The organism is Pseudonocardia oroxyli (assembly GCF_900102195.1).
GTDB lineage: Bacteria > Actinomycetota > Actinomycetes > Mycobacteriales > Pseudonocardiaceae > Pseudonocardia > Pseudonocardia oroxyli.
The window spans coordinates 423402-449475 of record NZ_FNBE01000001.1; the positions used below are offsets into that span (position 1 = coordinate 423402).

General features: G+C 74.6%; 25 protein-coding genes and 1 pseudogene. 12 read left to right on the forward strand and 14 right to left on the reverse strand.

Annotation, left to right across the window (positions count from 1 at the left end; all coding sequences use genetic code 11):
- The first annotated feature begins 249 nt into the window (after positions 1-249).
- Positions 250-2472 carry a transglutaminase TgpA family protein gene (locus tag BLS43_RS02050; protein ID WP_093075664.1) on the forward strand — a complete coding sequence of 741 codons (2223 nt, stop codon included), beginning with the start codon at positions 250-252 and terminating at the stop codon, positions 2470-2472.
- Positions 2473-2535: 63 nt separating this feature from the next.
- Here the strand turns inward: BLS43_RS02050 and BLS43_RS02055 are convergent, their stop codons facing one another.
- Complete coding sequence (locus BLS43_RS02055; RefSeq protein ID WP_093076135.1) at positions 2536-2928, reverse strand: DUF3040 domain-containing protein; 393 nt, start codon at positions 2926-2928, stop codon at positions 2536-2538.
- Between the two features lie 199 nt (positions 2929-3127).
- Positions 3128-3895, reverse strand: a complete 768-nt coding sequence (locus tag BLS43_RS02060) for a class I SAM-dependent methyltransferase (RefSeq protein WP_245707248.1) — start codon at positions 3893-3895, stop codon at positions 3128-3130.
- A 52-nt stretch (positions 3896-3947) separates the two neighbouring features.
- On the opposite strand from BLS43_RS02060, the gene BLS43_RS02065 reads away from it, so the two are divergent.
- On the forward strand, positions 3948-4769 hold the full coding sequence (locus BLS43_RS02065) for a ParA family protein (protein WP_093076141.1): 822 nt from the start codon (positions 3948-3950) through the stop codon (positions 4767-4769).
- A gap of 160 nt (positions 4770-4929) precedes the next feature.
- Here the strand turns inward: BLS43_RS02065 and BLS43_RS02070 are convergent, their stop codons facing one another.
- Both BLS43_RS02070 and BLS43_RS02075 read right to left on the reverse strand, forming a co-directional pair.
- Positions 4930-6120: a nitric oxide synthase oxygenase gene (locus BLS43_RS02070; protein WP_093075667.1), complete on the reverse strand. Its 1191-nt coding sequence runs from the start codon at positions 6118-6120 to the stop codon at positions 4930-4932.
- A 115-nt stretch (positions 6121-6235) separates the two neighbouring features.
- The gene (locus tag BLS43_RS02075) at positions 6236-6844 is read right to left on the reverse strand and encodes a globin domain-containing protein (protein ID WP_093075670.1); all 609 of its coding nucleotides are present in this window, start codon (positions 6842-6844) and stop codon (positions 6236-6238) included.
- A gap of 350 nt (positions 6845-7194) precedes the next feature.
- Here BLS43_RS02075 and BLS43_RS31935 point away from each other — a divergent pair, with 350 nt between their 5' ends.
- Positions 7195-7569 (forward strand): sodium-independent anion transporter, encoded by a 375-nt coding sequence (locus BLS43_RS31935; protein ID WP_425438522.1) that lies wholly within the window; start codon positions 7195-7197, stop codon positions 7567-7569.
- On the opposite strand, the pseudogene BLS43_RS02080 reads toward BLS43_RS31935, so the two are convergent.
- The 3 genes and pseudogenes from BLS43_RS02080 to BLS43_RS02090 all read right to left on the reverse strand — a co-directional run.
- A pseudogene (locus tag BLS43_RS02080) lies at positions 7521-8726 on the reverse strand (SulP family inorganic anion transporter); the annotation flags it as partial. The gene BLS43_RS31935 and the pseudogene BLS43_RS02080 overlap by 49 nt on opposite strands.
- Complete coding sequence (locus BLS43_RS02085; protein WP_143029916.1) at positions 8635-9402, reverse strand: hypothetical protein; 768 nt, start codon at positions 9400-9402, stop codon at positions 8635-8637. The pseudogene BLS43_RS02080 and the gene BLS43_RS02085, both read right to left, overlap by 92 nt.
- 103 nt (positions 9403-9505) lie before the next feature.
- The gene (locus BLS43_RS02090) at positions 9506-9856 is read right to left on the reverse strand and encodes an ArsR/SmtB family transcription factor (RefSeq protein WP_245707259.1); all 351 of its coding nucleotides are present in this window, start codon (positions 9854-9856) and stop codon (positions 9506-9508) included.
- A gap of 198 nt (positions 9857-10054) precedes the next feature.
- On the opposite strand from BLS43_RS02090, the gene BLS43_RS02095 reads away from it, so the two are divergent.
- On the forward strand, positions 10055-10585 hold the full coding sequence (locus BLS43_RS02095) for a beta-class carbonic anhydrase (RefSeq protein WP_093075679.1): 531 nt from the start codon (positions 10055-10057) through the stop codon (positions 10583-10585).
- A 31-nt stretch (positions 10586-10616) separates the two neighbouring features.
- Here BLS43_RS02095 and BLS43_RS02100 read toward each other — a convergent pair whose 3' ends face one another.
- Positions 10617-11021, reverse strand: a complete 405-nt coding sequence (locus BLS43_RS02100) for an SAV_6107 family HEPN domain-containing protein (protein ID WP_093075682.1) — start codon at positions 11019-11021, stop codon at positions 10617-10619.
- 37 nt (positions 11022-11058) lie between these two features.
- On the reverse strand, positions 11059-11382 hold the full coding sequence (locus tag BLS43_RS02105; protein WP_093075684.1) for a hypothetical protein: 324 nt from the start codon (positions 11380-11382) through the stop codon (positions 11059-11061).
- A 350-nt stretch (positions 11383-11732) separates the two neighbouring features.
- Between BLS43_RS02105 and BLS43_RS02110 the strand changes: the two genes are divergently transcribed.
- Positions 11733-12332: a GNAT family N-acetyltransferase gene (locus BLS43_RS02110; protein ID WP_093075687.1), complete on the forward strand. Its 600-nt coding sequence runs from the start codon at positions 11733-11735 to the stop codon at positions 12330-12332.
- Positions 12333-12480: 148 nt separating this feature from the next.
- Entirely contained in the window at positions 12481-13122 is a 642-nt protein-coding gene (locus BLS43_RS02115) for an LppM family (lipo)protein (protein ID WP_093075689.1), read from the forward strand.
- Here the strand turns inward: BLS43_RS02115 and BLS43_RS02120 are convergent.
- Positions 13112-14035: a methylenetetrahydrofolate reductase gene (locus BLS43_RS02120; protein WP_093075692.1), complete on the reverse strand. Its 924-nt coding sequence runs from the start codon at positions 14033-14035 to the stop codon at positions 13112-13114. The two genes, BLS43_RS02115 and BLS43_RS02120, sit on opposite strands and share 11 nt — an antisense overlap.
- A gap of 52 nt (positions 14036-14087) precedes the next feature.
- Here BLS43_RS02120 and BLS43_RS02125 point away from each other — a divergent pair, with 52 nt between their 5' ends.
- Genes BLS43_RS02125 through BLS43_RS02140 form a run of 4 tightly spaced genes read left to right on the forward strand, consistent with a single transcriptional unit; the run spans position 14088 to position 19263 of the window.
- On the forward strand, positions 14088-15194 hold the full coding sequence (locus BLS43_RS02125; protein WP_245707250.1) for a polyprenyl synthetase family protein: 1107 nt from the start codon (positions 14088-14090) through the stop codon (positions 15192-15194).
- On the forward strand, positions 15191-16705 hold the full coding sequence (gene crtI / locus BLS43_RS02130) for a phytoene desaturase family protein (RefSeq protein WP_093075695.1): 1515 nt from the start codon (positions 15191-15193) through the stop codon (positions 16703-16705). The genes BLS43_RS02125 and crtI overlap by 4 nt, the downstream gene beginning before the upstream one ends.
- Before the next feature lie 43 nt (positions 16706-16748).
- On the forward strand, positions 16749-18356 hold the full coding sequence (gene mptB, locus BLS43_RS02135; RefSeq protein ID WP_093075698.1) for a polyprenol phosphomannose-dependent alpha 1,6 mannosyltransferase MptB: 1608 nt from the start codon (positions 16749-16751) through the stop codon (positions 18354-18356).
- Positions 18346-19263, forward strand: coding sequence for a phytoene/squalene synthase family protein (locus BLS43_RS02140; protein ID WP_093075701.1), 918 nt, complete (start codon positions 18346-18348; stop codon positions 19261-19263). The genes mptB and BLS43_RS02140 overlap by 11 nt, the downstream gene beginning before the upstream one ends.
- A 54-nt stretch (positions 19264-19317) precedes the next feature.
- Here the strand turns inward: BLS43_RS02140 and BLS43_RS02145 are convergent, their stop codons facing one another.
- The gene (locus BLS43_RS02145; RefSeq protein ID WP_425438520.1) at positions 19318-19671 is read right to left on the reverse strand and encodes an Rv2175c family DNA-binding protein; all 354 of its coding nucleotides are present in this window, start codon (positions 19669-19671) and stop codon (positions 19318-19320) included.
- A 64-nt stretch (positions 19672-19735) separates the two neighbouring features.
- Here BLS43_RS02145 and pknB point away from each other — a divergent pair, with 64 nt between their 5' ends.
- Positions 19736-21514 (forward strand): Stk1 family PASTA domain-containing Ser/Thr kinase, encoded by a 1779-nt coding sequence (gene pknB, locus BLS43_RS02150; RefSeq protein WP_245707252.1) that lies wholly within the window; start codon positions 19736-19738, stop codon positions 21512-21514.
- Between the two features lie 72 nt (positions 21515-21586).
- Here pknB and BLS43_RS02155 read toward each other — a convergent pair whose 3' ends face one another.
- A complete protein-coding gene (locus tag BLS43_RS02155) occupies positions 21587-22972 on the reverse strand; it encodes a class II 3-deoxy-7-phosphoheptulonate synthase (RefSeq protein WP_093076156.1) in 1386 nt (461 codons plus the stop codon).
- A gap of 88 nt (positions 22973-23060) precedes the next feature.
- Positions 23061-23549, reverse strand: a complete 489-nt coding sequence (locus BLS43_RS02160; protein WP_093075704.1) for a polyadenylate-specific 3'-exoribonuclease AS — start codon at positions 23547-23549, stop codon at positions 23061-23063.
- 120 nt (positions 23550-23669) lie between these two features.
- On the opposite strand from BLS43_RS02160, the gene BLS43_RS02165 reads away from it, so the two are divergent.
- Entirely contained in the window at positions 23670-24971 is a 1302-nt protein-coding gene (locus tag BLS43_RS02165) for an ABC transporter substrate-binding protein (protein ID WP_093075706.1), read from the forward strand.
- A gap of 396 nt (positions 24972-25367) precedes the next feature.
- Here BLS43_RS02165 and BLS43_RS02170 read toward each other — a convergent pair whose 3' ends face one another.
- Positions 25368-26063 (reverse strand): lysophospholipid acyltransferase family protein, encoded by a 696-nt coding sequence (locus BLS43_RS02170; protein WP_093075709.1) that lies wholly within the window; start codon positions 26061-26063, stop codon positions 25368-25370.
- Between the last annotated feature and the right edge of the window lie 11 nt (positions 26064-26074).

Sequence of the window (26074 nt, forward strand, 5' to 3'; positions counted from 1 at the left end):
ACACGAGCCCTCACCCCCTGCTGACCACGGCCGGTGGAGATCATCAGGCGCTCACGGCTCGCGCCGGCGCACCATCGAACCCTCAGCACCTGTTGACCTTGACGAGTGGAGATCATCAGGCGCTCAGGGTCGGAGTGCCCGGCGGATTCCGCCCTCAGCCCCTGGTGATCTTGCGAGCTGGAGATCAACAGGCGCTCAGGGCATCCCGCGCCGCCAACCCTCACCCCCTGTTGATCACGGGGCGCGGCGATGAGCACGTCCACGCTGCAGCGGCCCGCGCCCCCGCAGCCGGCTCGCGCGCCGCGGATCCGGTGGGTCTCAGCGCTGGCGGGCGGGGTCGCCGTGCTGCTCGCGGGGTCCTGCATGGTCGCGGTCGTGCAGGGAGGGCAGTGGATCGCGGACGCGGCCATCGCGGTGGCGGTCGTCGTCTCGCTCGGGATCGCGCTGCAGCGCCTGCCGGGCGCGGTGGTCGCGTTCGCGCAGCTCGCGGGGTTGCTGGTCGCAGTGTCGGCGCTGTTCGGCGAGGGGCTGCTGCCCGGGCCGGGCACGTTCGCGGCCTTCGGGGACCATCTCCGCGAGGCGGGCGGGCAGATCGACTCCGGCATCGCGCCCGTCGTGCCGACGCCCGGGATGCTGTTCCTGATCACCGCCGCCTTCGGCGTGCTGGCGGTGGCGGTGCACGCGATCTCGGTGTCCGCGGACGCGCCCGCGGCCGGCGGGGTCCCGCTGCTCTGCGTCGTCGCCGTGCCCGCCGCGTTGTCCGCCGAGCTGCTGCCCTGGTGGACCGTCGCGCTGGCCGCGGCGGGGTACGGGCTGCTGCTCGTCGCCAGGGACGGGGCGTTCCGGCGCGGGTCCGCGCTGGTCACCGGGGGTGTCGTCGTGGTCGCGGTGGCGGCGGTGCTGGGCCTGGCGCTCGGCGGCGCGGCCACCCTCGTCGGCACCGAGGGCCGCTTCGCCACGGGCGGGAGCGGCGGGAGCGGCGGCGGGGCGATCGGGCTCAACCCCTTCACCTCGCTGCGGGGGCAGCTCACCCAGAACGACCCCGTCGAGCTGTTCCGGACGACCGGGCTGCCGCGCCCGACCTACCTGCGCGCCCTGACCCTGTCCACCTACGACCCGGCGCGGGGCTGGTCGGCGGCGACCCCGCGGCCGGGCGTCCCGCTCGCGGGCCCGCTGACCCCGGACGCGCCCGCGGGCGACCCGCTGCAGGTCACGGTCGAGAACGTCGGGTTTCGCGACTACTGGCTGCCGGTGTACGGGCAGCCGGACTCGGTGAGCGGCGTCGAGGCCGAGCGGTGGGCCTACGACCAGTCCAGCGGCATCGCCTACAGCCAGCGCCCCCGCGAGGAGTCGACCTGGCAGCAGACCGGGGTGCTGCCGACGCCGACGGCGGACCAGCTGCGCCGGGCGTCCGGCGCGGTGCGGGTCGATCCCGTCTACCGCGACACGACCGGTGTCGACCCGCGGGTCGCGCAGATCGCGGCGGACGCGACGCGCGGCGCCGGGACGGACTTCGACAAGGCCGTCGCGCTGGTCGAGTACTTCACGGGTCCGCAGTCGACCTTCCGCTACAGCCTGGAGACCGCGCCCGGCAGCGGCGACGACGCGCTCGTCGAGTTCCTGACCGTCGGGCGGGCGGGCTACTGCGAGCAGTACGCCTCCGCCATGGCGATCATGCTGCGGACCCAGGGCGTGCCGGCCCGGGTGGCGGTCGGGTTCACCGCGGGCACCGAGGGAGCCGGCTACCGGTCGGTCTCCACCCGGGACGCCCACGCGTGGGTCGAGGCCTGGTTCCCCGGCTACGGCTGGACGACCTTCGACCCGACCCCGCTCACCGACGGCCGCACCGTGGTGCCGCCGTACGTGCAGGAGGCGGTCGGCGGCGAGGGTCCCGGCCAGGCGGCGCCGCCCGTCCCGGCCGACGAGGTCCCCTCCCAGGAGGTGCCCCCGGCGCCCGAGGCGCCGCAGGTCGAGGCCCCCCAGGACGTCCCGCAGCCCACCCCGGTCGCCGAGGACGGCGGGTTCCCCGTGGCGGTCCCCCTGCTCGTGGTGCTGGTCGCGGGCCTGCTCGCGGCGCCGTTCGTGGTGCGCCGGACCCTGCGGGGCAGGCGGGTCGGCGCGGCGGCCGCGGGCGGCCCCGGCGCGGGTCGGGCCGCCTGGGACGAGCTGCTCGCGACCTCGCAGGACCACGGCGGCGCCCCCGAACCCGGGGACACCGTGCGCAGCGGGGCCCGCGACCTCGTGCGCCGCCACGATCTCGACGAGCGCACGCAGGACTCGTTGCGCGAGGTCGTCCTCCTGGTCGAGGCCGAGTGGTACGGCGAGGAACCACCGGCCCGCGGGGCGTTGGCCCGCCCGCTCGACGACGTGCTGGGCGCCGTCGCGCGCTCGGGCCGCCGCTCCTGGACGGCGCGGCTGCTGCCCCGCTCGCTGGTCGCGGCTCTGCGCCGGAGCCGTACCCCGGTGGCGTGAGAGCCCGGAGAAAGGAGCGAGCCGCGGCACTGGGCCGCGGCTCGTCACGTTCTCCCGGTCAGGTCACTCCTGCTCGAAGCGGCGACGGAAGCGTTCCTCCATGCGCCCGGTGAACCGGTTGCGGTCCGGCTCGGCCTGCTTCTCACCCGACGGGTCGCCGCCCTTGCCCGCACCGCGGGCACTGATGGCCAGCATGGTCCCGGCGAGCATGGCGACGAAACCCACCACGCTCACGACGGGTATGGCGCCCACGAGATCGCGCAGCGGCGCCACGGCCACTCCGACGACCAGCAGCACCAGACCCACCGCGAACAGCGCGATGCCCTGGAGCCGCCGACGGCGGCTCGGTCTGCGCAGCTTGGAGCCACGCACGGTAGAGGCGAACTTGGGGTCCTCGGCGTAGAGAGCACGCTCGATCTGTTCGAGCAGGCGCTGCTCGTGCTCGGAGAGGGGCATGACGTCCTCCGGCACAACGGGTCACGGGTGCCCCGCCACCCGGGTGCTGGGGCGGTGGGACGAGCGCCCAGGAAGGGCCTCTGAGGGAGAGGATACGAGGTGGAGGCCCGCCTCACTACCCGGAGGTCACATCCCGGACGAACGGATCTCCGAACGGCCGCCGTGAAACGGTCGAAAGGTGATCGATGTCACTCCGCCCTCAGTCTGCAACGACCCTGGCGAGCACGTGCAGGCGCGCCGCGACCTCCCGCAGCGCCGGGACGCCCGCGGTCAGCTCCTCCAGCTCGGCGACGCTGCGGACGGCCGCGGGGCCGCCCTCGCGGACCGTGTGGGGCAGCCAGGCCTCCAGCACGCCGTCCCCCTGCACGAGCTCGACGCGGAGCCTGCCGGTGCCCTCGAGCAACGCGCGCAGGGCGGTGCCGTCGAGCCGGCGGCGCAGCACGTCCCCCGGGCCGTGGCGACCGTCGGGGTCGGTGAGCACCGCGCGGGCCTCGTCGAGCCTGCCCGCGAGGACGTGCCACAGCACGGCGGCGTGCCTGCTGGTGGTGAGCACCGAGACCGCGGCGCCGGGCGCGGCGACGGCGGCCAGGGCGGCGGTCGCGCGCGCCGGGTCGTCGACCAGCTCGAGCAGCCCGTGCCCGAGCACGAGGTCCGCACCCGCCTCGCCGACCACCTCGAGCAGCTGGTCCGCATCGCCCTGGACGGGCGTGACGAGCGCGTCGACCCCCGCCTCGCGGGCGCGGCGCTCGAGCGCGGCGAGGGCGTTGGGGCTCACGTCGACGACCGTGACCGCGCACCCGGCCACCGCCAGCGGCACGGCCCACGACCCGCTGCCCCCGCCCGCGTCCACCACCCGGGGTGGGACGCCGGGGCGCGCGGCCCTGGCGCGGGCGACCTCCGCGTCGAGGACGCGGCGGACCGCGGCCCCACTGACCGTCCCGAGGGTCTCCCCCGCCGCCGCACTCACACCGCGAGCGTAGGGGACCGGGCCGGCGGGGCGAGACGGTAGGTTGATCGCCGTGCAGGTCGTCGCCGTGTTGAGTCTGAAGGGCGGGGTCGGGAAGACCACCGTCGCGCTCGGTCTCGCCGGCGCCGCGCTGGCGCACGGCATCCCGACGCTGCTGGTCGATCTGGACCCGCAGGCCAACGCCACGATCGCGCTCGACGTGGAACCCACCACCGGCACCATCGCGGACGTGCTGGACGAGCCCAGCCGCTCGGCGCTGCGCCGGGCGATCGCCCCGAGCGCGTGGGGCGAGGGCCTCGACGTGCTGGTCGGCGCCGAGCAGAACGAGCGGCACAACCATCCCGACCCGACCACGAAGCAGCTCGAGCGGCTGCGCCGGGCACTGTCCAGGCTGGACGACCCGGAGCTGGGGTCGAGCCTGGGCCGCACCGAGAAGACCCCCGGCGACCCCTACCAGCTGGTGATCATCGACTGCCCGCCCTCGCTGGGTCAGCTGACCCGTGGCGCGCTGGCGGCCGCGGACCGCGCCCTGCTGGTCACCGACCCCACGATGTTCGCCGTCTCCGGGGTACAGCGCGCCTTCGACGCCGTGCAGGCCGAGCGGGAGCGGGGCAACGAGGCGCTGCAGCCGCTCGGCGTGCTGGTGAACCGGGTCCGCCCGCGCAACGCCGAGCACGACTACCGCATCGCCGAGCTCCGTGAGCTGTTCGGCCCGCTGGTGTTCTCCGGTGTGCTGCCCGACCGCTCGGCGGTACAGCAGGCCCAGGGCGCCTGCCTGCCGATCCAGCGCTGGGACACCCCCGGCGCCCGCGAGGTGTCGGCGGTGTTCACCGCACTGCTCGGTCGGCTGCTCCGGTCCCGCTCGCGCACCTAGGGCGTGTCTCCCAATCCGCCACCGCCGGGCCCGGTGATCCACGTCGCCGCCGGCAAGGCAGCCGGGCCGCCCTCATACCGGGCGTATTCGGGCGGTCCGGCAACGCCGCCGGCGGCGGCGTGGGCGCCGGGAGCGACGGCGGCGGATTGGGAGACACGTCCTAGTGCCCCGTCCAGGACGCGCGGGGCAGGAAGGCGGGCTGCGAGGTCGGGTCGGGCTCGGCGTAGTAGCGGTGGAACACCCGGGTGGTGCTCCCCGACATCGGGGGCACGATCCAGCTCCAGTCCGCGGGACACGTGCGGCCCGCCCGTTCCTCCCGGGCCACGTGGAGGAGGAAGCGCTCCGACTCGCCGTGGTGGTCCGCCAGGCTCACCCCCGCCTCGTCGAAGGAGTGGTGGACGGCGCGGACGAGCTCCACGAGGGCCCGGTCCTTCCACAGCGTGCGGTCCGAGGACGTGTCCAGCCCCAGGCCGCGGGCGACGACGGGCAGCTGGTCGTAGCGGTCGACGTCGGCGAGGTTGCGGGCGCCGATCTCGGTCCCCATGTAGTAGCCGTTGAAGGGCGCCGCCGGGTAGCGGACGCCCCCGATCACCAAGGTCATGTCGCTGATCGCGGGCACGGCGTGCCAGCGCAGGCCGAGATCACCGAACCAGGCGTGCTCCGGGTGGTGCAGCGGCACCTCGAGCACGGCGTCGGACGGCAGCGGGTGCACGACCCGTTCGCCCTGGCCGTCGGTGACGACCAGGGGCAGCACGTCGAAGCGCCCCCGCTCGGCCGGTGGCACCCAGCCGAGGCCGACGGCCTCGTCGGTCATCGCGACACCGCGCGGATCCCCCCACACGCTCCCGTCGGGCCGGCGGTGACCCGCGTAGCGGATCAGCTGCTCGTTGTGGATGCGGGGGCCGCGGCGGTCGGGACCGTCGGGCGCGAAGACGGTGATGGTCGAGCGGATCCGGCCACCGCGCGTGCAGTCGCGCAGGTGGGCGACGCACTCCTCGGCGATCTCGCGCGCCCCGGTCACCGTCCTGCGGTCCCGGACGTGCAGCCCGTTCCAGTAGAGCCGCCCGATGCAGCGGGCCGAGTTCCGCCACGCCACCCGGGCGCCGAAGCCGAGCTCGTCGCCGGTGTGGCGGTAGGTGCCGGTGGCGTCGATCTCGGCGAGCACCTGGTCGACCCGGGCGTGCAGACCGTGTCCCGCTCGGGTCTCCGCATGGAACTGTTCGAGGAACTCGCGGGCCGCGGCGGGGTCGACGCCCGCCGTGGGCTCGGGGCGGCGCGGGGGCGGGACGGTGCGCGGCGCGGCGGGGCGCGCGCATCGTCCGGCCGGGGTGAGATGAGCGGCCGTGGTCACAGCTGTCCTTCCGGCTGTCGTGCAGGGGAGGGCGGGAGCCGCCCCCGGGGGGCGGCTCCGACGTCATGTCGCCCTCGAGCGGGCGCACCCGGCGCGGTCGAGGCGATCGCGCGGGTCAGGCTCCGGAGAGGCGCCGCGCGCGTCGCGGGACCCGCTGGTCGTGGCGGGGCGACGGGCGGGGGCTCGGGATCGCCGCGAGCGGCTGCGGGTGCGGCCGTTCGGCGGCGATGGCCGCTCGAGCGCCCCGGATCATGTGGCCGGTGACCCACTGGCACAGGGAGATCCAGCTGGAGCTGAGGCGGCTGCTGTAGTCCCAGCCCGCCACCTCGCGCACGGCCCGGGTCAGCGCGTGCGCGATGTACAGGTAGTGGTCGGGCTCCACGGCGTAGCGCTCGTAGTGGTCCTGGCCCAACCGGTACAGCGCGATCTCGAGCTCGGCCGTGTCCATGCGCACGAGCCGCGCGATCGCGTCGAGCAGGGTGTCGGTCATCTTCTGCATCTGCTCCGACATGTCGTCGGCGAACATCGCCCGCGTCGCGGGGGCCATCTCGAACAGGTACCGGTAGAAGACCTCCGCCAACCGCACCGGACGATCGGCCACGGCGTGCAGCGATCCTTCGACCGCCGCCATCACCTCGCGGCTCGGCGTCGATTCGAGCCAGGGGCCGAACCGGTCCGCCCGCGAAGTCGCGGCGTGCTGCCGCTGTTCTGAGTTCTCGATCACTGAGGGGTTCCTTCTCTCGACGCGCGGCTGTGCGCGCTCGGCTTCCGGCAGGCGGTGCCCACCGGTGGGCTCCTGCCCGACCCGGTCACGAGTCGCGGTCCGCGCGGACGCGGGAGCGGGCCAGGTCGACGGCGACGCCCAGGTCGTCGACCACGTGGGCCCCGTCGACGGTCTCCAGCGTGCCGGTCCGGCCGAGCAGCCCGCGGTGCTCCGCGCGCAACCCCTTGAACAGCACGGTCGTCCCCATCGCGTCCAGCGCCAGGACCAGCTCGCGCCGCCTCGCGCGCGACAGCGGCGCCCACCGCGAGGCCGTCCCGGGCCCGGTGCGGCCCGAGGACGGTGAGATCGCGGTGTTCCGCCTGCAGGGCGCCCTCTTCTTCGGCGCTGCGGAACGGATCTGCGACGGCGTGCTGCGCCGGTGTGTCGCGGACCGGCCGCAGGTGGTGGTGCTGCGGATGTCCGGGCTGTCCATGGTGGACGCCTCGGGCGGTCGGGCGCTGCGCAGCGCCAGGAGGGCCGCCACCACGAGCCCGATCTCGATCGCCTGCACGAGATCGAGCACGACCGTGAGCAGCGCGGTCACCCCGAAGGACAGCGCCGCCGACGGACCCGAGCGCAGCACCGCCCGCACGGTCGGCAGCGACACCATCCGCACGCTCGTCACCAGCAGTACGCCCGCCAACGCGGCCGAGGGGATGCGCGACACGGGACCGGTCGCCAGGTAGACGACGCCCAGGATCACCGCGGCGTGCACCACGGCCGCCAGCCGGGTACGGGCACCGGACCGGACGTTCACCGCCGTCCTGGCGATCGCCCCGGTTGCCGGCATGCCGCCGAACAGGCCGCCCGCCACCGAGGCCAGCCCCTGGCCGACCAGCTCCCGGTCCGGGTCGTAGGCCCCGCGGGCGCCGGCCATCGAGGCCGCGACCCGGGCGGACAGCAGGGACTCGACCGCGGCGAGCGCGGCCACCGCCAGCGCCGCGCCCAGCAGCGGGGACGAGGCGGCCGGGTCGAGCGTGGGCAGCGTCGGGGACGGCAGTCCCTGGGGCAGCACGCCGATGCGGCGCAGCGGAGCGTGGGCCACCTCGGCGGCCACGGTGACGACCACGACCGCGACCAGGGAGCCGGGCAGGCCGGGACGCAGGCGCGGGGCGCCGACCATGATCACGGCGACGACCGCCACGGTGCCCACCGACCAGAGCAGCGGCGCGAGGTCCGGCCCGGAGAACGCCCGACCGAGCGCGGTCCACGCCGTCGGGAGGACGCCGTGACCGGGCTCGGCGGCCAGGCCCAACGCCGCCGGGACCTGCTGGAGGCCGATCACGCAGGCGATCCCGACGGTGAACCCCTCCACCACCGGCCACGGCAGGTTCGACACCAACCCGCCGAGCCGCAGCACCCCGGCGAGGATCACGAACAGCCCGGCCAGGGCGGAGACCACGGCCACCGCGCCCACGCCGTGCGCCGCGACGATCGGGGCCAGCACCACCGCCATCGCCCCGGTCGGACCGGAGACCTGCAGGCCGGACCCGCCGAAGACGGCGGCGACGACGCCCGCCACGACCGCCGTGACCATGCCGGCCGCGGGTCCCACCCCGGCGCTCTCCCCGAAGGCGAGGGCCAGCGGGAGCGCCACCACACCGACGGTCACACCGGCGACGAGATCGGCGCGCACGGTGCGCGGCCGCAGGTCGTAGTCGCCGCGCCGCGGCAGCAGCGCGCGCAGTCTCCGGCCCGCGACCGCCCAGGGTCGACCGGGCCACCGACCGCGCAGGGTGCCGGTCGGGGCGTCAGGCACCGCCGAGACCCTGCCGGACCGCTCGACGCACGATCTCCGCGGTGCGCTGATCGTGCAGGGCCGCCGACCAGTCCCGCCCCACACCCGCGGTCAGGACGGCGTCCACGACGTCACGCAGCAGCCGCGCGGGCGGCTCGCCGCGCAGCGAGGTGCGCGCGTCGGCGAGCCCGGCGAGGAGGGCCGGGGCGAGGGCGACATCCGGATCGAACCGGTCCGCCTCGATGACCGAGCCGACGGCGCAGTCCTGGTCGACCCCGGCCGCCCGCACGCGACCGATCAGGTCGATGACGACGTCGACGTCACGGACCGCGGTTCGGAGCGGGAGCCACCGGTCGTCCTCGACGTTCCACAGGGACAGGTCCGCGACGCCGCAGGCCAGCAGCAGTGGCACCAGCGCGCCGGCGCCCCGGGCGCCGACGACCAGGGTGCGGGAGAAGCGCGGGTCGCGCTGCACGCTCCGGAGGTGCACCAGCGCACCCAGGCACAGCCCGACCGCGCGGGCCGCCCCGCGGGTGACCACCGGCCCGGGCAGCAGGGTCGCCAGCGAGCGGGCGGCCACGTCCGCCTCGGCGCCCTCGGCCGCCACGTAGGCGAGGACCCCCTCGCGCTCCACCAGTGAGGCGGACAGGCCCGCTCCGTTGCCCAGCTCGGCCGCGGGGAGCGACAGGGTCGAGCCTGTCGTCCCGATGCCCAGGTCCGGCGGCGAACCCCCCTCGTGATCGGTCAGGACCACGAGGCTCAGGTCCTCGCATCGACTCACCGGCACCCCCCTCAACCGGTTTAGTATATGCAAATAACTGCAAACTGAGGCAAGCCGACCGGGTCACGGAGCGCCCGACGACACTGAGCGGCGGACTCGCGCGTCAGCCCTCGGTCGCCCGCACTCCGTCGGCCACCGGCGGGCGACCACGTAGGTCGTCGAGCAGCTCGACCTGCCCCGCCAGCACGCCGGTCAGGATCGACCGGGCCACGTCGAGCAGCTGCTCGACCTGCGGATGGGCGAGCGAGTAGACGACGGTGGAGCCCTCACGGTTGGCCCGCACCAGACCCGAACGCCGCAGGACCGCCAGCTGCTGCGACAGACTGGCCGGCTCGGTGTCGATCACCTTGAGCATCTCGGCCACCGCGTGGTCGCGCAGGCTCAGCAGCTCCAGGACCCGGATGCGCACCGGGTGCCCCAGGGTCTTGAAGAACTCGGCCTTGACCCGGTACAACGGCGCGACCGTGACCCGGGGGACGTCCGTCCCCGCGTGGGGTGCACCGACTTCCGTCTCCGACACCGGGTCGTTCTCCGCCATCGTCTCCGTACGTCCTGGTCGCTGGTCGGCCGGAGGCTATCAGGACCGTCCGCCGTGGCCGGCGTCTCAGGCGGCGGTGATGCCTTCGGGGCCGATCAGTGGTTCATTGCCCGGATGAGCACTGAGCTGGGCCCCGAGGGGGGCAACGAGGAGCTGCTGCGCCGCTACGAGGCGGGCGGCGGCCATCTCGCCGCGGCCAACGCCGAGGGACTCGCGGTCCCCCCGTCGCTGAAGATCGCCATCGTGACCTGCATGGACTCGCGCATCGACGTGTTCGCGCTGTTCGGCATGGCGCTGGGCGAGGCGCACGTGCTGCGCAACGCGGGCGGCGTGGTCACCGACGACGTCATCCGCTCGCTGACGATCAGCCAGCGCAAGCTGCACACCAGGGACGTCCTGCTCGTGCAGCACAGCGGCTGCGGGCTCGCCACCTTCACCGACGAGGAGTTCTCCGAGGAGCTGGCGGAGGAGACCGGGATCCGCCCGCCCTGGCGGACGCACGCCTTCCACGACCCGGTGGTCAGCGTCCGCCGCGGGATCCGACAGCTGCGCCACGACCCCTTCCTGCACCCCGACACCCGGGTGCGGGGTTTCGTCCTGGACATCGAGACCTTCAACCTCGACGAGGTCGAGAGCCCCGACTGACGGGCGCGAGACGGGCGAGGCGGGGCGGGCACTACCGGTCGATCAGCAGCTCCCGCACGATGCCGACGAACTGCTCGGCCTGGCGCAGCAGATCGTCCGCCTCGCGCCGGCCGACCAGCCGCGAGATGCCGGCCTCGGCCGCCGCCCGGGTGTCCGAGCAGGCCGCGAAGAACGCCGCCCACTCCCCCAGCTCGGGTGCCACCTCGGCCAGCACCTGCCACACGCTGCGCGGCCTGCCGCGCCGCTGCTGCGGTACGGCGCGCACCGCCAGCACCGCCGCACCGGCGCGCAGGGCCGCCAGGTACGCGGCGGGGTAGCGGAGGAGCGGCTCCGGGGACCGCTGTCCGTCCGCCAGGCACTCCGCGGCCTGCCGCAACAGGGCCAGGGCCGCCTTCGACACCGGGGCGCCGGGCGCCCGTTCCATCGTGACCGTCATCGCTGCTCCTCCATCCCACTCGTCTCGCTCGTCTCGTTCACTCCGGGTCCGGCACCCGGACCAGGTCCCACACCCCGGGGCCCGCGCGCATCCGCAGCACGAACTCCCGCGCGGGCTCCTGGGGCGACTCCGCCGACCGCGCCTCGACCCGCCAGCACCGCATCCGGTCGCCGCCCACCGGCATCGGCGACGGGAACGGCCACGGGGACTCCTCGATCCACCGCTCCCGGACGTCCGTGACCAGGAACCGCGAGCCGCGACGCGCCGGCCTGCGCTCGAACTCCACCGGCTCGCCCGCCAGCCAGCGGACCGAGACCGCCGCCGGCTCCCGCGGCCCGAACAGCCGAGCGAACGTACTCATGGGACGACCCCCTCGAGCCGGCCACGCCGGCTGGGATCCGGTGGGGCCGACAGGATCTGGGCACCGGACCCCGCCCGTGCGGGCGGGCGGGGACCGGTACGGACACCGCAGACCGACCCGGGGCTGGAGTGCTTCCCCCACTCCGTCCCCGGGGCCGACCTGGATCGAACATCTGTTCGACCCGTCCAGTACAGCGCGTTCGAACGCCGCCGTCAAGCCGAGGTGTCATGCACGGGGGTCTACCAGCGGGCACCGACAGAACGAGTGGCCCGCGCGCCCCGTCCCGACCGCGCACCGACGAAACGGCGGTCCCGACCGCGCCCGGCCCGCTTCCGTGGTGAGATGGCGCGATGACCGCCGCACCCGCCCGTCCGCGCCTGGTGCCGCTGTCGTCGGTCGACCTGGCGGACCACCTCGCCGAGGCCCTGGACGTCTACGTGTCCGCCATGGGCTACCCCCCGGGCACCGCACGCCAGCGCCGCACCCTGTGGATGGAGCACTCGCGCAGGCCGGGCTGGCGCTGCACCGGCTGGCTCGATCCCGGCGGGCACGTGATCGGCATCGCCTACGGCTACTCGGGCGGGCCGGGCCAGTGGTGGTTCGAGGAGGTCCGGCGCGGGCTCGCCGCGCGCGGCATGTCCCGCGACCCCGGCCAGCCGGACTGGCTGCGGGACTACTTCGAGCTCACCGAGCTCCACGTGCGGCCGGACGCGCAGGGCTCCCGCCTCGGCGAGGGCATGCTGCGGGCGCTGCTCGACGGCGTCCGCCACGAGCGCGTCCTGCTCTCCACACCCGAGCACGCCCCCCGCCCACCCGGCCGCGCCTGGCGGCTCTACCGGCGGCTCGGCTTCGAGGACGTGCTCCGCGACCACCGCTTCACCGGCGACGGCCGCCCCTTCGCGGTCCTCGGCCGCACCCTGCCACTGGACCCGCCGCCGACCCGGAGCTGACCCGGGGCCGACCCGGGGCCGACCCGGGGCCGACCCGGGCCTGACCGGACCCGGACGGGGCGAAGGACGCCGACAAGGACGCCGACAAGGACGCCGACACAGCCCCCACGTCCCCGACCCGCCCGCCCCCGCCTGGCACGATGAGCCCGTGCCTCGCTCGCCCTACCGCCGCGCCGTCGCGATCCTGCTGCTGATGGTCACGGCCGTCGTGGTGCTCGGCGGGTGCGCCCGGGTGCAGGCCGCGCTCGCCGTGCAGCCCGACGACACCGTGGCCGGGGAGATCGTGGTCGCCCTGCCCGGCGACAAGGGCCCCGAGCTGACGATCCCGCCGTCCCTCGACGTGGACGTCTCGCAGTACGCGCAGGACGGCTACACCGGCTCGGTCCTGCGCTTCAGCGGCTTGAGCTTCGCCCAGGTCTCCGAGCTCACCGGGGTCGTCGCCGGGGCAGGCGACCGGACGCACATCACCCTGCGCCGGGCGGGCGACCGGATCGTGCTCGAGGGCGCCGCCGACCTGACCACCGTGCCGGTCGACCGGGCGGACTTCCAGCTGAAGGTCAGCTTCCCCGGCGAGGTCCTGGACACCAACGGGGACTCCGAGGCGGGCACCGTGAGCTGGACGTTCACCCCCGGCGAGGTCGGGGACGTCAACGCCGTGGTGGCCTACGCCGACCCGCAGGCCCCGTCGGTCGCCGCCTGGACCGTGGGGCTGGCCGTGGTGGTCGCGCTGGCGGTCGTCGGCGTGGTCGTGCTGGCCCGCCGGACCCGGAACCCGCCGGTCAGGCGCTGACCGCGGTCCGCCCGAGACCCAGGCGCCCCACCAGGTCGGCCGTGGCCGGGGACCGGTTCATCGTGTAGAAGTGCAGCCCCCGCACGCCCTCGGCGAGCAGGGTCTGGCACAGCTCGGTGGTCAGGTCGAGCCCGGCGGCGCGGAACCCGGCGGGGTCGTCCGCGTAGGGCGCCATCCGCTCGGCCAGCCCCGCGGGCAGCGGGGCGCCGGAGAGCTCGGGTCCCTTCGCCATGGTCTTGGCCGACAGCAGCGGCATGATCCCGGGGATCAGCGGCGCGTCGCAGCCCGCGGCCGCGAGCCGGTCCCGCAGCCGCAGGAAGCCCGTCGGCTCCCAGAACAGCTGGCTGATCGCGAAGTCGGCGCCTGCCCGGATCTTGACCAGCAGCCGGGCGAGGTCCGCGTCGAGGTCCGCCGAGCGCGGGTGCCCGTACGGGAACGCCGCCACGCCCACGCAGAACGATCCCGACTCGCGCACGAGCCGGACGAGCTCGTCGGCGTAGGTCAGGCCCTCGGGGTGCGCGGTCCACTCCCCGAGCGGGTCGCCGGGCGGGTCGCCCCGGACCGCCAGGACGTTGCTGATCCCCGCGGCGGCGTACGAGCCGATCACGTGCCGCAGCTCGGCGCGCGAATGGGAGACGGCCGTGAGGTGCGCCATCGGCACCAGCGTGGTGTCCGACGCGATGCGGGCCGTGGTGCGGATCGTCCGGTCCCGGCTGGAGCCGCCCGCCCCGTAGGTGACCGACACGAACGCCGGGTCGAGGGGCTCGAGCCTGCGGATCGCCCGCCACAGCTCGGCCTCGCCCCGGGCGTCCTTGGGCGGGAAGAACTCGACCGAGAAGACGGGGCCCGTGGACTCGCGGGCGCCGATCCGATCGATCACGGAGGTGCGCGGCTGCGCGGTTCGCGTGGTCACACGGAAAGAGTAGCGCCGAGCCGCATCCGGATCCCGCCGATAGGCTCGCGGTGTGGTTCATCCCCCGACGCACGTCCTGCCGGAGACCGAGCCGGAGGGTTCCGTCGAGCTGCGCGAGAGTGTCGAGCGCGAGCTCGCCCGCTACCTCGCCCACCGCCGGGAGGACGCCGCGGCGATCGGCCCGGTGTTCGCCGACGCCGTCGACGCGCTGACCCGTTTCGTGCTCGGCGGGGGCAAGCGGCTGCGGCCCACCTTCGCCTGGTGGGGCTGGCGCGGCGCGGGTGGTGACCCCGAGGGCCCCGACGCGGACGGGGTGTTGCGCGCCCTCTCCGCCCTGGAGCTGATCCAGGCCTCGGCCCTCGTGCACGACGACCTGATCGACGCCTCCGCCACCCGGCGCGGCAAGCCGACCGTGCACGTCGAGTTCGCGGGCAGGCACGCGGACGGCGGCTGGTGCGGCCCGCCCGCCCGGTTCGGCGCCGCCGCCGCCATCCTGCTCGGCGACCTGGCCCTGACCTGGGCGGACGACCTGTACCGAGAGTCCGGCCTGCCCGCCGAGGTGCTCGACCGCGGCCACGAGGCCTGGCGCGGCATGCGCACCGACGTGCTCGGCGGCCAGTTCCTCGACGTGCACACCCAGGCGGTCGGGGACTCCTCCCCCGCCGCCGCGTTGCGCATCGACCGGTTCAAGACGGCGGCGTACACCGTGGAGCGGCCGCTGCAGCTCGGTGCCCTGCTGGCGGGCGCGGACGAGTCGATCGTCGCGGCCTACCGCCGCTTCGGGGCGGACATCGGCGTGGCGTTCCAGCTTCGGGACGACCTGCTCGGCGTCTACGGCGACCCCGCCGTCACCGGCAAACCCGCGGGGGACGACCTGCGCGAGGGTAAGCGGACCCTGCTCGTCGCGCTGGCGTTGGAGAAGGCGGGACCGGCCGCGACCGAGATCACCGACGCGCTCGGGGACCCCGATCTGTCCCCCGAGCGGGTCGAGCGGCTGCGGGAGCTGTTCCTGCAGCTCGGCGCCGTGCAGGCCGTCGAGCAGCGGATCGCCGCGCTGACCGGGGCCGCGCTCGACGCGCTGACCACCGCCGAGATCGCCGAGCCCGCCGCGACGACCCTGCAGGAGCTCGCCGTCCGCGCCACCCGCCGCCACCGGTGAGGACGGTCGAGGGACCGACCGACCACGTCGTCGTGGTGGGCGCGGGCCTGGCCGGGCTGACCGCGGCGCTGCACCTGCTCGGCGCGGGCCGTCGGGTGACGATCGTCGAACGCGAGGCCGACCCGGGCGGCCGGATGGGGCGCCTCGACCTGCCGGGCGGCTACCGGGTCGACACCGGCCCCACCGTGCTGACCATGCCGGAGCTGCTCGACGAGGCGTTCCGGGCGGTCGGTGACTCCCTCGCGGCGCGCCTGGACCTGGTCCGGCTCGACCCGGCGTACCGGGCGGCCTTCGCGGACGGCTCCACGATCGACGTCCACGCCGACGCCGACTCGATGGAGGCCGAGGTCCGGAAGGTCTGCGGCCCCGAGGCCGCGGGCGGCTACCGCGACCTGCGCCGGTGGCTGACCGAGCTCTACCGCACCGAGATCGACACGTTCATCGGGGCGAACCTGGACTCGCCGCTCTCGCTGCTCGGGCCCGACCTGCTGCGGCTGGCCCGGCTCGGCGGGTTCGGCAGGCTCGGCCCGCGGATCGACCGGTTCCTGCCCGACGAGCGGCTCCGGCGGATCTTCTCGTTCCAGGCGCTGTACGCGGGCGTCTCGCCCGCGAAGGCGCTCGGCGCGTACGGCGTGATCGCCTACATGGACACCATCGCGGGGGTGTACTTCCCGCGCGGCGGCATGCGCGCGGTGCCGGACGCGCTCGCCGCGGCGGCCGTCGACGCGGGCGCCGAGTTCCTGCGCGGCCGCCGCGTCACCGGCCTGACCTGGTCGAACGGTCGTGTCGACGGGGTCCGGCACACGGCGGCCGACCAGGGCGGCTCCGACGACCGCCGCACGACCGAGGTCCAACCCTGCGACGCGGTCGTCCTCACCACCGACCTCCCCGAGGCCTACCGGCTGCTCGGCGGCGCACCCCGGCGGCCGGTGCCGCTGCGGTGGGCGCCGAGCGCGGTCGTCGCGCACCTCGCCGTGCGGGGTCCGGTGCGGTTCGAGGGGGCGGACCTCGCGCACCACACGATCTCGTTCGGGGCGGCGTGGGAGCGGACCTTCGCCGAGATCATCGACGGGGGCAGGCTGATGAGCGACCCGTCGCTGCTGCTCACCCGGCCGACGGCGACCGACCCGTCCCTCGCCCCGCCCGGCCGCGACCTGCTGTTCCTGCTGGCCCCCTGCCCCAACCTCGACACCGGGCCGCTCGACTGGCCGCGGCTGGGCCCGGCCTATCTCGACGAGCTGCTCGGCACGCTCGCCGCCCGCGGGATCGACGTCGAGCCGGAAGCGGTGGAGCTGGTCACGCCCGCGGACTGGGCGGCGCAGGGGCTGGCCGCGGGCACCCCCTTCTCGGCGGCGCACACGTTCGCCCAGACGGGGCCGTTCCGGCCGCGCAACCTGCCCCGCAGACGGGCGAACGTGGTGCTCGCGGGCTGCGGGACCACACCGGGGGTCGGGATCCCGCCCGTCGTGCTGTCCGGACGGCTGGCGGCACAGCGCGTCACCGGATCGTGACCGGTCGGGGCTGCGGGCGAGGCCGTCGGCCCCCCGTGGCACCATGACCGGCGAGATGACCGCGCAGCCCACCCGCCCGGCAGCAGGGTCGGAGACGACCCTCCCGGAGCCCGCAGACGCCCCCGTCCTCTCCGCTCCGGCGGATCCGACAACGGCAGGGCGACCCGGCCTGCGCGCCCGGCTCGGCAACCCGCCTCCCGGCCCGCTGTGGCTGGGCTTCGGGGCGAGCGTCCTGCTGCTGGTCGGCGGCACGGGCGGCGGCGGCACGCTCATCCACGACCCGATCCTCACGAACTCCGCGCTGGGGTTCTGGCGGTACGGGCACGGCCGGGAGCTGGCCACCGCGCTGATGTACCTGGGCGTGGTGCTCATGGCGTGGGCCTGGGTGAAGCTGGGCCGCGAGGTGCTGGCCCGGCGGGTCGGCGGGCGGGCGGTGCTCAGCACGGCCGTGCTGTGGATGCTGCCGATGCTCGTCTCGCCGCCGCTTTTCACCCGGGACCCGTACAGCTACCTCGCCCAGGGCGCACTGCCGCTGTTCGGGTTCGACCCGTACGCGGTCGGCCCCGAGGCCATGCCGGGTGTGTTCACCGACAACGTGCACTACTTCTGGCAGGACACCCCGGCGCCGTACGGCCCGCTGTTCATCCTGGTCGCCAAGGCGTGGGCGTGGGTCACCATCCAGCTGGGCTCGAACATGATCGTCGGGATCATCGGGACCCGCCTGATCATGTGCATCGGGCTGGCCCTGCTGATCTGGACCATGCCGGAGCTCACCCGCAGGCTGGGCGGGCGGCCGTCCGTCGCGCTGTGGGTGGTGATCGCCAACCCGGTCATGGTCATCCACCTGGTCGGCGGCGCGCACAACGACCTGCTGCTCGTCGGGCTGCTGTCGGTCGGCTGCCTGGCCGCTCTGAACCGCAGGCACGTCCTGGCGGTCGCGCTGGTCACGCTCGCGATGGCGACCAAGGCCTCCGCCGGTGTCGCGCTGCCGTTCATCGTGCTGATCTGGGTCGGGCACCTCGAGGGGCCGTGGTTCAGACGGCTGGTGCGCGCCGGCTCGGCGGGCGTCGCCGTGTTCCTCGCGGTCTTCACCGCCTGCTCGCTGGCCGCCCAGGTCGGGCTGGGCTGGCTGCCGGCGCTGAGCGCGCCGTCGATGATCGTCAACTGGCTGTCGATCCCCACCGGGATCGCGCAGCTCCTGCACACCGCGCTGGCCGGCGTGGTCACGTCCTCTCCCCAGCCCTACATCAACGTGCTGCGGGTGATCGGCGGGATCGTGATGGTCGCGATCATCGCGTGGAACTGGTGGAAGGCCCGCGAGGGCGGTCCGGACGCGGTGCGCCGGGCCGGGATCGCGCTGCTCGCCGTCGCGCTGCTGTCCCCCGCCACGCTGCCCTGGTACCTGAGCTGGGGCCTGGCGATCCTGGCGATGGTCCCGTGGAGCGCCCGCGGCCTGCAGTGGCTGGTCTTCGGCTCGCTGTTCCTGATGGTCGCCTACTACCCGAGCGGCGAGACGGCCCTCTACAACTGGCCGTTCCTGATCGTCTGCGCCCTGCTCGCGGCGCTGGCCGCGCGCTCGCTGCTGCGGCCGGACCCGCTCGGCCTCAGCCGCACCGCCCGGCGGAAACCGGTTCCGGCACGTGCCGCCTGAGCTCGTCGCGGCCGGGATCACCGATCCCGCGCTGCAGCGGGCCTACCGGGCCTGTCGCGACCTCAACGCCGCCCACGGGCGCACGTACTTCCTCGCCACCCGGCTGCTCACCCCCGACCGCAGACCCGCGATCCACGCGTTGTACGGCTTCGCGCGGTACGCGGACGACATCGTGGACACCCTCGGCGCCGTCGATCCGGCCGCGGGGCTCGACGAGCTGGGGCTGGCGCTGGTGGCGGCGTTCGAGGGCGGCCCGTCGGAGGTCCCGGTGATCACCGCGGTCGCCGACACGGTGTCCCGCTACGGGATCGACCGGCGGCTGTTCGCGCCGTTCCTCACCTCGATGCGGCAGGACACCCACGTCACCTCCTACGCCACGATGGCCGAGCTCGACGAGTACATGTTCGGCTCGGCCGCGGTGATCGGGCTGCAGGTGCTGCCGGTGCTGGGCACGGTCTCGCCGGAGGCCGCCGAGCCCGCCGCCGCGCTCGGCCGGGCGTTCCAGCTCACCAACTTCCTCCGGGATGTCGGCGAGGACCTCGACCGCGGCCGGGTCTATCTGCCGCAGGACGAGCTGGGCGCCTTCGGCGTGGACCGGGACCTGCTGGTGTGGTGCCGCACCCGCCGCAGGGTCGATCCCCGCGTCCGCCGGGCGCTGGCCCACCTCGTGGCGCGCACCCGGGCGATCTACCGTCGGGCGGCGCCCGGGATCCCGATGCTGGCCCCCGAGTCCCGGGACTGCGTGCGCACCGCCTTCACCCTCTACGGCGGCATCCTGGACGAGATCGTCGCCGCGGACTACGACGTCCTGTACCGCCGGGTGCGCGTCGGCACCGGGCGCCGCGCGGCGGTCGCCCTCCCCGGCCTGGCCCGCGCCGTCGCCGTTCGGCGCCTTCGGCGCTCGTGAGTGGTAAGTGGTGCTGGAGCACCACTTACCACGCACGGGCGCCGGAGGCGCAGATCAGAAGGCCATGGCCTGCGCGCGGCGCTTGATCTCGCGGTGGCGGCCCGCGCGGATGGCCGCGATCGGGGTTCCGGGCAGGCTCTCGTCGTCCGTGAACAGCCAGCGCAGGATGTCCTCGTCCGGGTAGCCGCCGTCTCGCAGCAGCGAGATCGTGCCGGGCAGGCCCTTCACCACGGCGTTCCCGTCCAGGAAGTCGGCGGGGATGCAGGTGGTGTCGTTGCGCCGCAGGCCCAGCAGCTGACCGTCCTTGATCAGCTGGTGGACCCGGGTTCGGGGGATCGACAGGATGACGGCGACCTCGGTCGCGGGCAGGACGGCCACGTCGTCGGACAGGGCGGGCACCTCACTCACGTGCGTCACGATGCCACAGACGGGCACGAGCGGGGAGCCGCCGGGCGGGCGGTACCGTCGAAGGGTGAACGCCCCCGCCGACTTCGCCGCGCTGCTGGACGCGCGCTACCGGGTGGGACCGGTCCTCGCACGTGGGGGGATGTCCACCGTGCACCGCGGGATGGACACCCGGCTCGACCGCCCCGTCGCGATCAAGATCATGGACCCGCGGATGGCGGCGGACCCCACGTTCCGGGCCCGCTTCGAGCGCGAGGCGCGCTCCGCGGCGCGGATCGACCACCCGAACGTCGTCGACGTGCACGACCAGGGCCGGGTCCGGGACACCCTGTTCCTGGTCATGGAGCTGGTCGAGGGCGGCACGCTGCGGGAGGTGCTGCGCCATCGCGGCGCGCTCGGGGTGCCGGTGGCCTTCGCGGTGATGGAGCCGGTGCTGGCCGGGCTCGCGCAGGCGCACGCGCTGGGCATGGTCCACCGGGACGTCAAGCCGGAGAACGTGCTGCTCGGCGCCGACGGTGCCGTCAAGGTCGCCGACTTCGGGCTGGTCACGGCCGCGGCGGAGGCCGGGGTCTCGCACGCCGGGATGATCCTCGGGACCATGGCGTACCTCTCCCCGGAGCAGGTCGCCACCGGCCAGGCGGACGCCCGCAGTGACGTCTACGCGGCGGGCATCCTGTTCTCCGAGCTGCTCACCGGCGCCCCGCCCTACACCGGGGACAACGCGCTGTCCGTGGCCTACCGCCACGTGAACGACGACGTGCCCGCCCCGTCCCGGATCGCGGGCGACGTGCCGCCCAAGCTCGACGACCTGATCCTGCGCGCCACCTCCCGCGACCCCGCCCGGCGCCCCGCGGACGCCGCCGCCTTCCGCGCCGAGCTCGTCCGGCTGCGCGCGGAGCTCGGCGTGCCGCGCGTCGCCGTCCCGCTGCCGCCCGCGCGGCCGGTCGAGGAGCAGGAGACCGAACCCGCCCCGCTGCCCGCTGCCGGTCCGCGGGGCACCCGCGCGTTGACCCGCGGTGAGCTGCCGGAGGAGGAGACCGCGCGGCTCAGCCCCGTCGTCGACGACCGCCCGGACCGCACCCGTGGGCGGCACGGCACCGCCGCGGCCGCCCGCCCGGAGGCGCTGCCCGACCACCGGATCGCCCGCCGTCGCAGCCGCCGGACCTTCGCGATCTGGATCGCCGTGGTGCTGGTGCTGGGTCTGCTGGTGGGCGGGGCGGCGTGGTGGCTCGGCTCGGGCCGCTGGACGGCGGTGCCGTCGGTGGTGGGCCTGGACCGGGCCGCCGCCGAGCGCCTGCTCGCGGACGCCGACCTGGCCGCCACGGTCACCGAGGAGCTGCACGACGACGTCGCGGCGGACGTCGTGGCGGGCACCGACCCGGTGGCGCAGGCCCGGCTGCTGCGCGGCGCCGCCGTGACCCTGCGGGTCTCGACGGGCAGGCCGGTCGTGCCCGCGATCGGGCCGGGCACGTCCGTCGCGGACGCGGAACAGGCCGTCCGGGCCGCCCACCTCACCCCGGCGACGGGCGGCGGGGAGTTCAGCGACACCGTGCCGTCGGGCGCCGTGGTGCGCACCGACCCGGCCGCGGGGACCGCGCTGCCGGTGAACGGCACCGTCACGCTGGTGGTGAGCAAGGGTCAGGCCCCGCCGCCGCAGGTGCGCATCCCGTTCCTGATCGGCGAGAGCCGCGACCAGGCGGTGCGGGAGCTGCGCGGCCTCGGCCTGGACGTCGAGGTGACGGAGGGTCTCCCCTTCACCCGGCCCAACGCCCGGGTGGTCGGCGTGTCCCCCGGCGCCGGCGAGACGGTGGAACGCGGCACCACGGTGACGATCACCGTCCTCTAGCCCCGCGTCGTGGAGCCACGACTGTCGTGTCAGGGCCTCGACACGACAGTTGTGGCTCCACGACGCCCGGGGTCAGTGGCGGAGCATCTCCGCGACCAGGAAGGCCAGTTCCAAGCTCTGCTGGGTGTTGAGCCGGGGGTCGCAGGCGGTCTCGTAGCGGCCCGCGAGGTCGGTGTCGCTGATCTCCTGCGCGCCGCCCAGGCACTCGGTGACGTCCTCGCCGGTCACCTCGACGTGGATGCCGCCCGGGTGGGTGCCCAGCGCGCCGTGGACCTCGAAGAAGCCCTGCACCTCGTCGACGATCCGGTCGAAGTGGCGGGTCTTGTAGCCCGTCGTCGACTCGTGGGTGTTGCCGTGCATGGGGTCGCACTGCCAGATCACCTTGTGCCCGGAGGCGGTGACCTTCTCGACGATCGGCGGCAGCGCGTCCCGGATCCTGCCGTTGCCCATGCGGGAGATGAGCGTGAGTCGGCCCGGCTCGTTGCGCGGGTCCAGACGCTCGACGTACTCGACGGCCTGCTCGGGCGTCGTCGTCGGGCCGATCTTGAGGCCGATCGGGTTGGCGAGCAGCTCGGCGAAGGCGATGTGCGCGCCGTCGAGCTGGCGGGTGCGCTCCCCGATCCACAGGAAGTGCGCGGAGAGGTCGTACAGCGCGCCGGAGCGGTCCAGGTCCAGCCGCAGCATGGCCCGCTCGTAGTCCATGAGCAGGGCCTCGTGCGAGGCGTAGAACTCGACCTCGCGCAGGTTGTGGTCGGTGACCCCGCAGGCGTCCATGAACCGGACGGCCCGGTCGATCTCCGCCGCGACGGTCTCGTACCGCTCCCCCGCCGCGGACGTCCGCACGAAGTCCTTGTTCCAGTCGTGGACCATCGTGAGGTCGGCCATGCCGGTGGCGGTCAGCGCGCGGACCAGGTTCATCGCGGCGGAGGCGTTCGCGTAGGCCCGGATCATCCGCGACGGGTCCGGGATGCGGGACGCCTCGTTGGGCGCCAACCCGTTCACGATGTCCCCGCGGTAGGACGGCAGGCCGAGCGCGTCGACGTTCGAGCTGCGCGGCTTGGCGTACTGGCCGGCGATCCGGCCGACCTTCACCACCGGCAGCGACGCGCCGTAGGTCAGGACGACGGCCATCTGCAGCAGCGTGCGGATGGTGGCGCGGATGTGCGGCTCGGTGTTGTCGACGAACGTCTCCGCGCAGTCCCCGCCCTGCAGCAGGAACGCCTCACCGTTCGCGACCTCGGCCAGCCGGGACTTCAGCCGGTCCACCTCGGGGGGCAGCACGACCGGAGGCACGGACTCGAGGACGGTGCGGGTGTGGGCGACCGCGGCCGGGTCGGGCCACTCCGGCTGCTGGGCGGCGGGGCGGGACAGGGCGTCGTCCAAGCGGGCCCGCAGGTCCGCGGACAGCGGGGGCAGCTCGGGCAGGACGTCCACCGGGGCGTCGACGGACCAGTTCACGAGGACCAAGGGTATTCGACCCGGCCGCGGCGCCCGACTGGCGGTCGGTCGCGTCCGACTCGCGTGTCCCGAGCGGGGGACTCGCGGGTCACGAGGTGGGGACGGCCGTCTCGATGACCTGCCAGCGGCGGAGGTTGAGGCGGGCGTCGGCGAGGGCGTCGTGCGCGTCGGACGAGGGGGGCGGGAGCGGGGGCTTGCCCGCGTCCTCCCAGCGCTGCCGCAGCTCGCGGGTGAAGCGCGGCAGGGCGCGGGGCAGCGCGGGCATGGCGCCCCACAGCTGGCACAGCGCCACGTGGTCGTACGCCGCGATCCACGCCCAGAGCTCGACCTCGCCGGGCGCGCCGGTCAGGAACTCCAGCAGGTCCCGCTTGATCGCCTCGCGCGAGCGCCAGGCCGGGTCCGCGGGCGAGGGCAGCTTGGGCAGCACGTTCGCCCGCACCCAGCGCCCCGCGCGCGCGGGGTCGAACTCGGTGGACACCGCGTAGAACTCGCGCCCGTCCTCGCCGACCACACCGATGGAGACCAGCTCGATCGTCGTGCCGTCCTCGATGAACTCGGTGTCGTAGAAGAAGCGCATGCCCACCCTTTCTCAGCACGCGACTCTACGTCGAGGGGCCGGGCGACCGCGCGTCGGGCGAAACGTTCGGGGGCCGGCGAGCGAACCAGTGGGCGACGCCCACTCCCGCGAGGATCTCCCATGCCCCGCCGCGCCCTGCTGCTCTCCCTCCTCCTCACGGTCCTGCTGGCCGCGTGCTCCGCGCCCGGGGAGACCCCGGTCACCACCGTCACGCTGCGGTTGTGGGACGACCAGGTCGCCAAGGCCTACGGGACGTCCTTCGCCGAGTTCGAGCGGCAGAACCCGGACATCCGGGTGGACCTGGACGTCGTCCCCTACGCCGACTACTTCGTCAGCCTCCCGGCGCAGCTCGAGCGCGGCCAGGGCGACGACATCTTCTGGCTCAACTCCGCCTACCTGGGCACCCTCGCGGACTCGGGCGCGCTGCTCGACATCGAGCGGGTGCTGCCGGGCCGGGCGGAGCGCTGGGTGCCCGCGGCGGTCGACCAGTACACCCGGGACGGCGGCCTGTGGGGCGTCCCGGCGCTGACCGACGGCCGGATCGTCACCTACTACAACACGGCCCTGCTGGCCCAGGCCGGCGTCGACCCCACGGCCCTGACCTGGAACCCCGACCCGGCCAAGGACACCCTGCTCCCGGCGCTGCGCCGGCTGACGGTCGACACGGCCGGGCGGCGCGCGGACGAGCCCGGGTTCGACCCGACGAGCGTGGCGACCTACGGGTTCAACGCGGGCCGAGACCTGCAGGCGGTCTACTACGAGTTCATCGGCTCCAACGGCGGCCGGTTCCAGGCCGCGGACGGCACGTTCGCGTTCGCGGAGCCCCGGTCCGTCGAGGCCTTCCAGTACCTGGTGGACCTGATCAACGTCCAGCACGTCGCGCCGCCCGCGGACGACACCAACGACAACGCCGACTACGCGCGGGACGCCTTCCTCGCCGGCCGGCTCGCGATCTTCCAGTCCGGCACCTACAACCTGCGCAACGTCGCGGACGGCGCCACCTTCGACTGGGCCATCGCGCCGATGGTCGCCGGGCCCGCGGGCCGGGTGTCGGTGGTGAACAGCGTGGTCGCGGCGGGCAACGCGAAGACCCCGCACCCCGAGGCCGTCGCCCGGGTGCTGGACTGGATCGGCTCCGAGCCCGGCGCGGACCCGGTCGGCGGCCGCGGCGCGGCGCTGCCCGCGGTCACCGGGTCGCAGCAGAAGTTCTTCGACTACTGGCGCGAACGGGGCGTGGAGACCGGGTACTTCGGCGCCCTCGGCGGCACCGCCACGATCGACCCGCCCACGGGCCCGCGCTTCGGCACCGGCTCCCGGGTGTTCTCCCCCATCCTGGGCGAGATCTTCGCGGGGCGGCTGCCGGTGGCCGAGGGGCTGCAACAGGCGCAGGACTCCGCGAACGCCGCGATCCGCGCCGGTTGAGGGGGCGCGGGCTGACGCAGGGCACCTGCTGACGCTTGGGCGGCTGCTGACGCTTGGGACGCCCAAGCACCACTCACCGACGCTTGGGCGTCCCAAGCGTCACCGGACCCCGTCACCCAACGATGCTTGGGCGTCCCAAGCACCACCCAACGACGCTTGGGCGTCCCAAGCGTCACCGGACCCCGTCAACCAGCGACGCTTGGGCGTCCCAAGCACCACCCAGCGACACTTGGGCGTCCCAAGCGTCAACCGGCGCCATCACCCAGCGACGCTTGGGCGGCCCAAGCACCACCCCGCGACGCTTGGGCGTCCCAAGCGTCACCGGGCCAAGCGTCACCGTCCCAAGCGGCACCGTCCCAAGCGGCACCGGGCCGAGCGGCACCGGGCGGGCGTCTCCTACGCGGCCTTGCGCGCCTGCTCCGCCCGCTCCTTGACGCTCGCGGCGTACAGGTCCACGTAGGTCTGCCCCGACAGCTCCATCAGCGAGTACATGATCTCGTCGGTCATCGAGCGCTCGATGAACCGGTCCCCCGCCATGCCCTCGTAGCGCGAGAAGTCCAGCGGCTCACCGATCTTCACGTGCACGTGCCCGGGGCGCCACAGCGTGGAGCCGATGGGGTTGACCTTGTCCGTGCCGATCATGGCGACCGGGATGACCGGGACGTTCGCCTCCAGGGCCATTCGGGCCACCCCCGTCTTGCCCTTGTAGAGCCGCCCGTCGGGGCTGCGGGTGCCCTCCGGGTAGATCCCGAGGAGCTTGCCCTCCTTCAGCAGCCGGACGGCCGTGTCCATCGCCGCCTGTGCCGCGTTGCCCCCGGACCGGTCGATGGGCACCTGCCCGACGCCGGAGAAGAACTGCTTCTTGAGGAACCCCTTGAACCCGGGCTCGGTGAAGTACTCGCTCTTCGCCAGGAAGGTCACGCGCCGCTTGAGCTGCAGGGGCAGCAGGAACGAGTCCGCGACGGCCAGATGGTTGCTGGCGAGAATGGCACCCCCGTGCTCGGGAACGTGCTCGATGCCCTCGATGGAGGGGCGGCAGTACATCCGGAGCAACGGGCCGATCAGGACGAACTTCGACCACCAGTACAGCACCCGTCGGGCCT

Coding starts and splice junctions, on each gene's coding strand:
- BLS43_RS02160 (WP_093075704.1), bottom strand. CDS start 23,549: ATGCGCTTCTTCTACGACACCGAGTTCATCGAGGACGGCACGACGATC.
- BLS43_RS02110 (WP_093075687.1), top strand. CDS start 11,733: ATGACCGCCGCACCCGCCCGTCCGCGCCTGGTGCCGCTGTCGTCGGTC.
- BLS43_RS02095 (WP_093075679.1), top strand. CDS start 10,055: ATGAGCACTGAGCTGGGCCCCGAGGGGGGCAACGAGGAGCTGCTGCGC.
- BLS43_RS02165 (WP_093075706.1), top strand. CDS start 23,670: ATGCCCCGCCGCGCCCTGCTGCTCTCCCTCCTCCTCACGGTCCTGCTG.
- BLS43_RS02105 (WP_093075684.1), bottom strand. CDS start 11,382: ATGAGTACGTTCGCTCGGCTGTTCGGGCCGCGGGAGCCGGCGGCGGTC.
- mptB (WP_093075698.1), top strand. CDS start 16,749: ATGACCGGCGAGATGACCGCGCAGCCCACCCGCCCGGCAGCAGGGTCG.
- BLS43_RS02050 (WP_093075664.1), top strand. CDS start 250: ATGAGCACGTCCACGCTGCAGCGGCCCGCGCCCCCGCAGCCGGCTCGC.
- BLS43_RS02055 (WP_093076135.1), bottom strand. CDS start 2,928: ATGCCCCTCTCCGAGCACGAGCAGCGCCTGCTCGAACAGATCGAGCGT.
- BLS43_RS02100 (WP_093075682.1), bottom strand. CDS start 11,021: ATGACGGTCACGATGGAACGGGCGCCCGGCGCCCCGGTGTCGAAGGCG.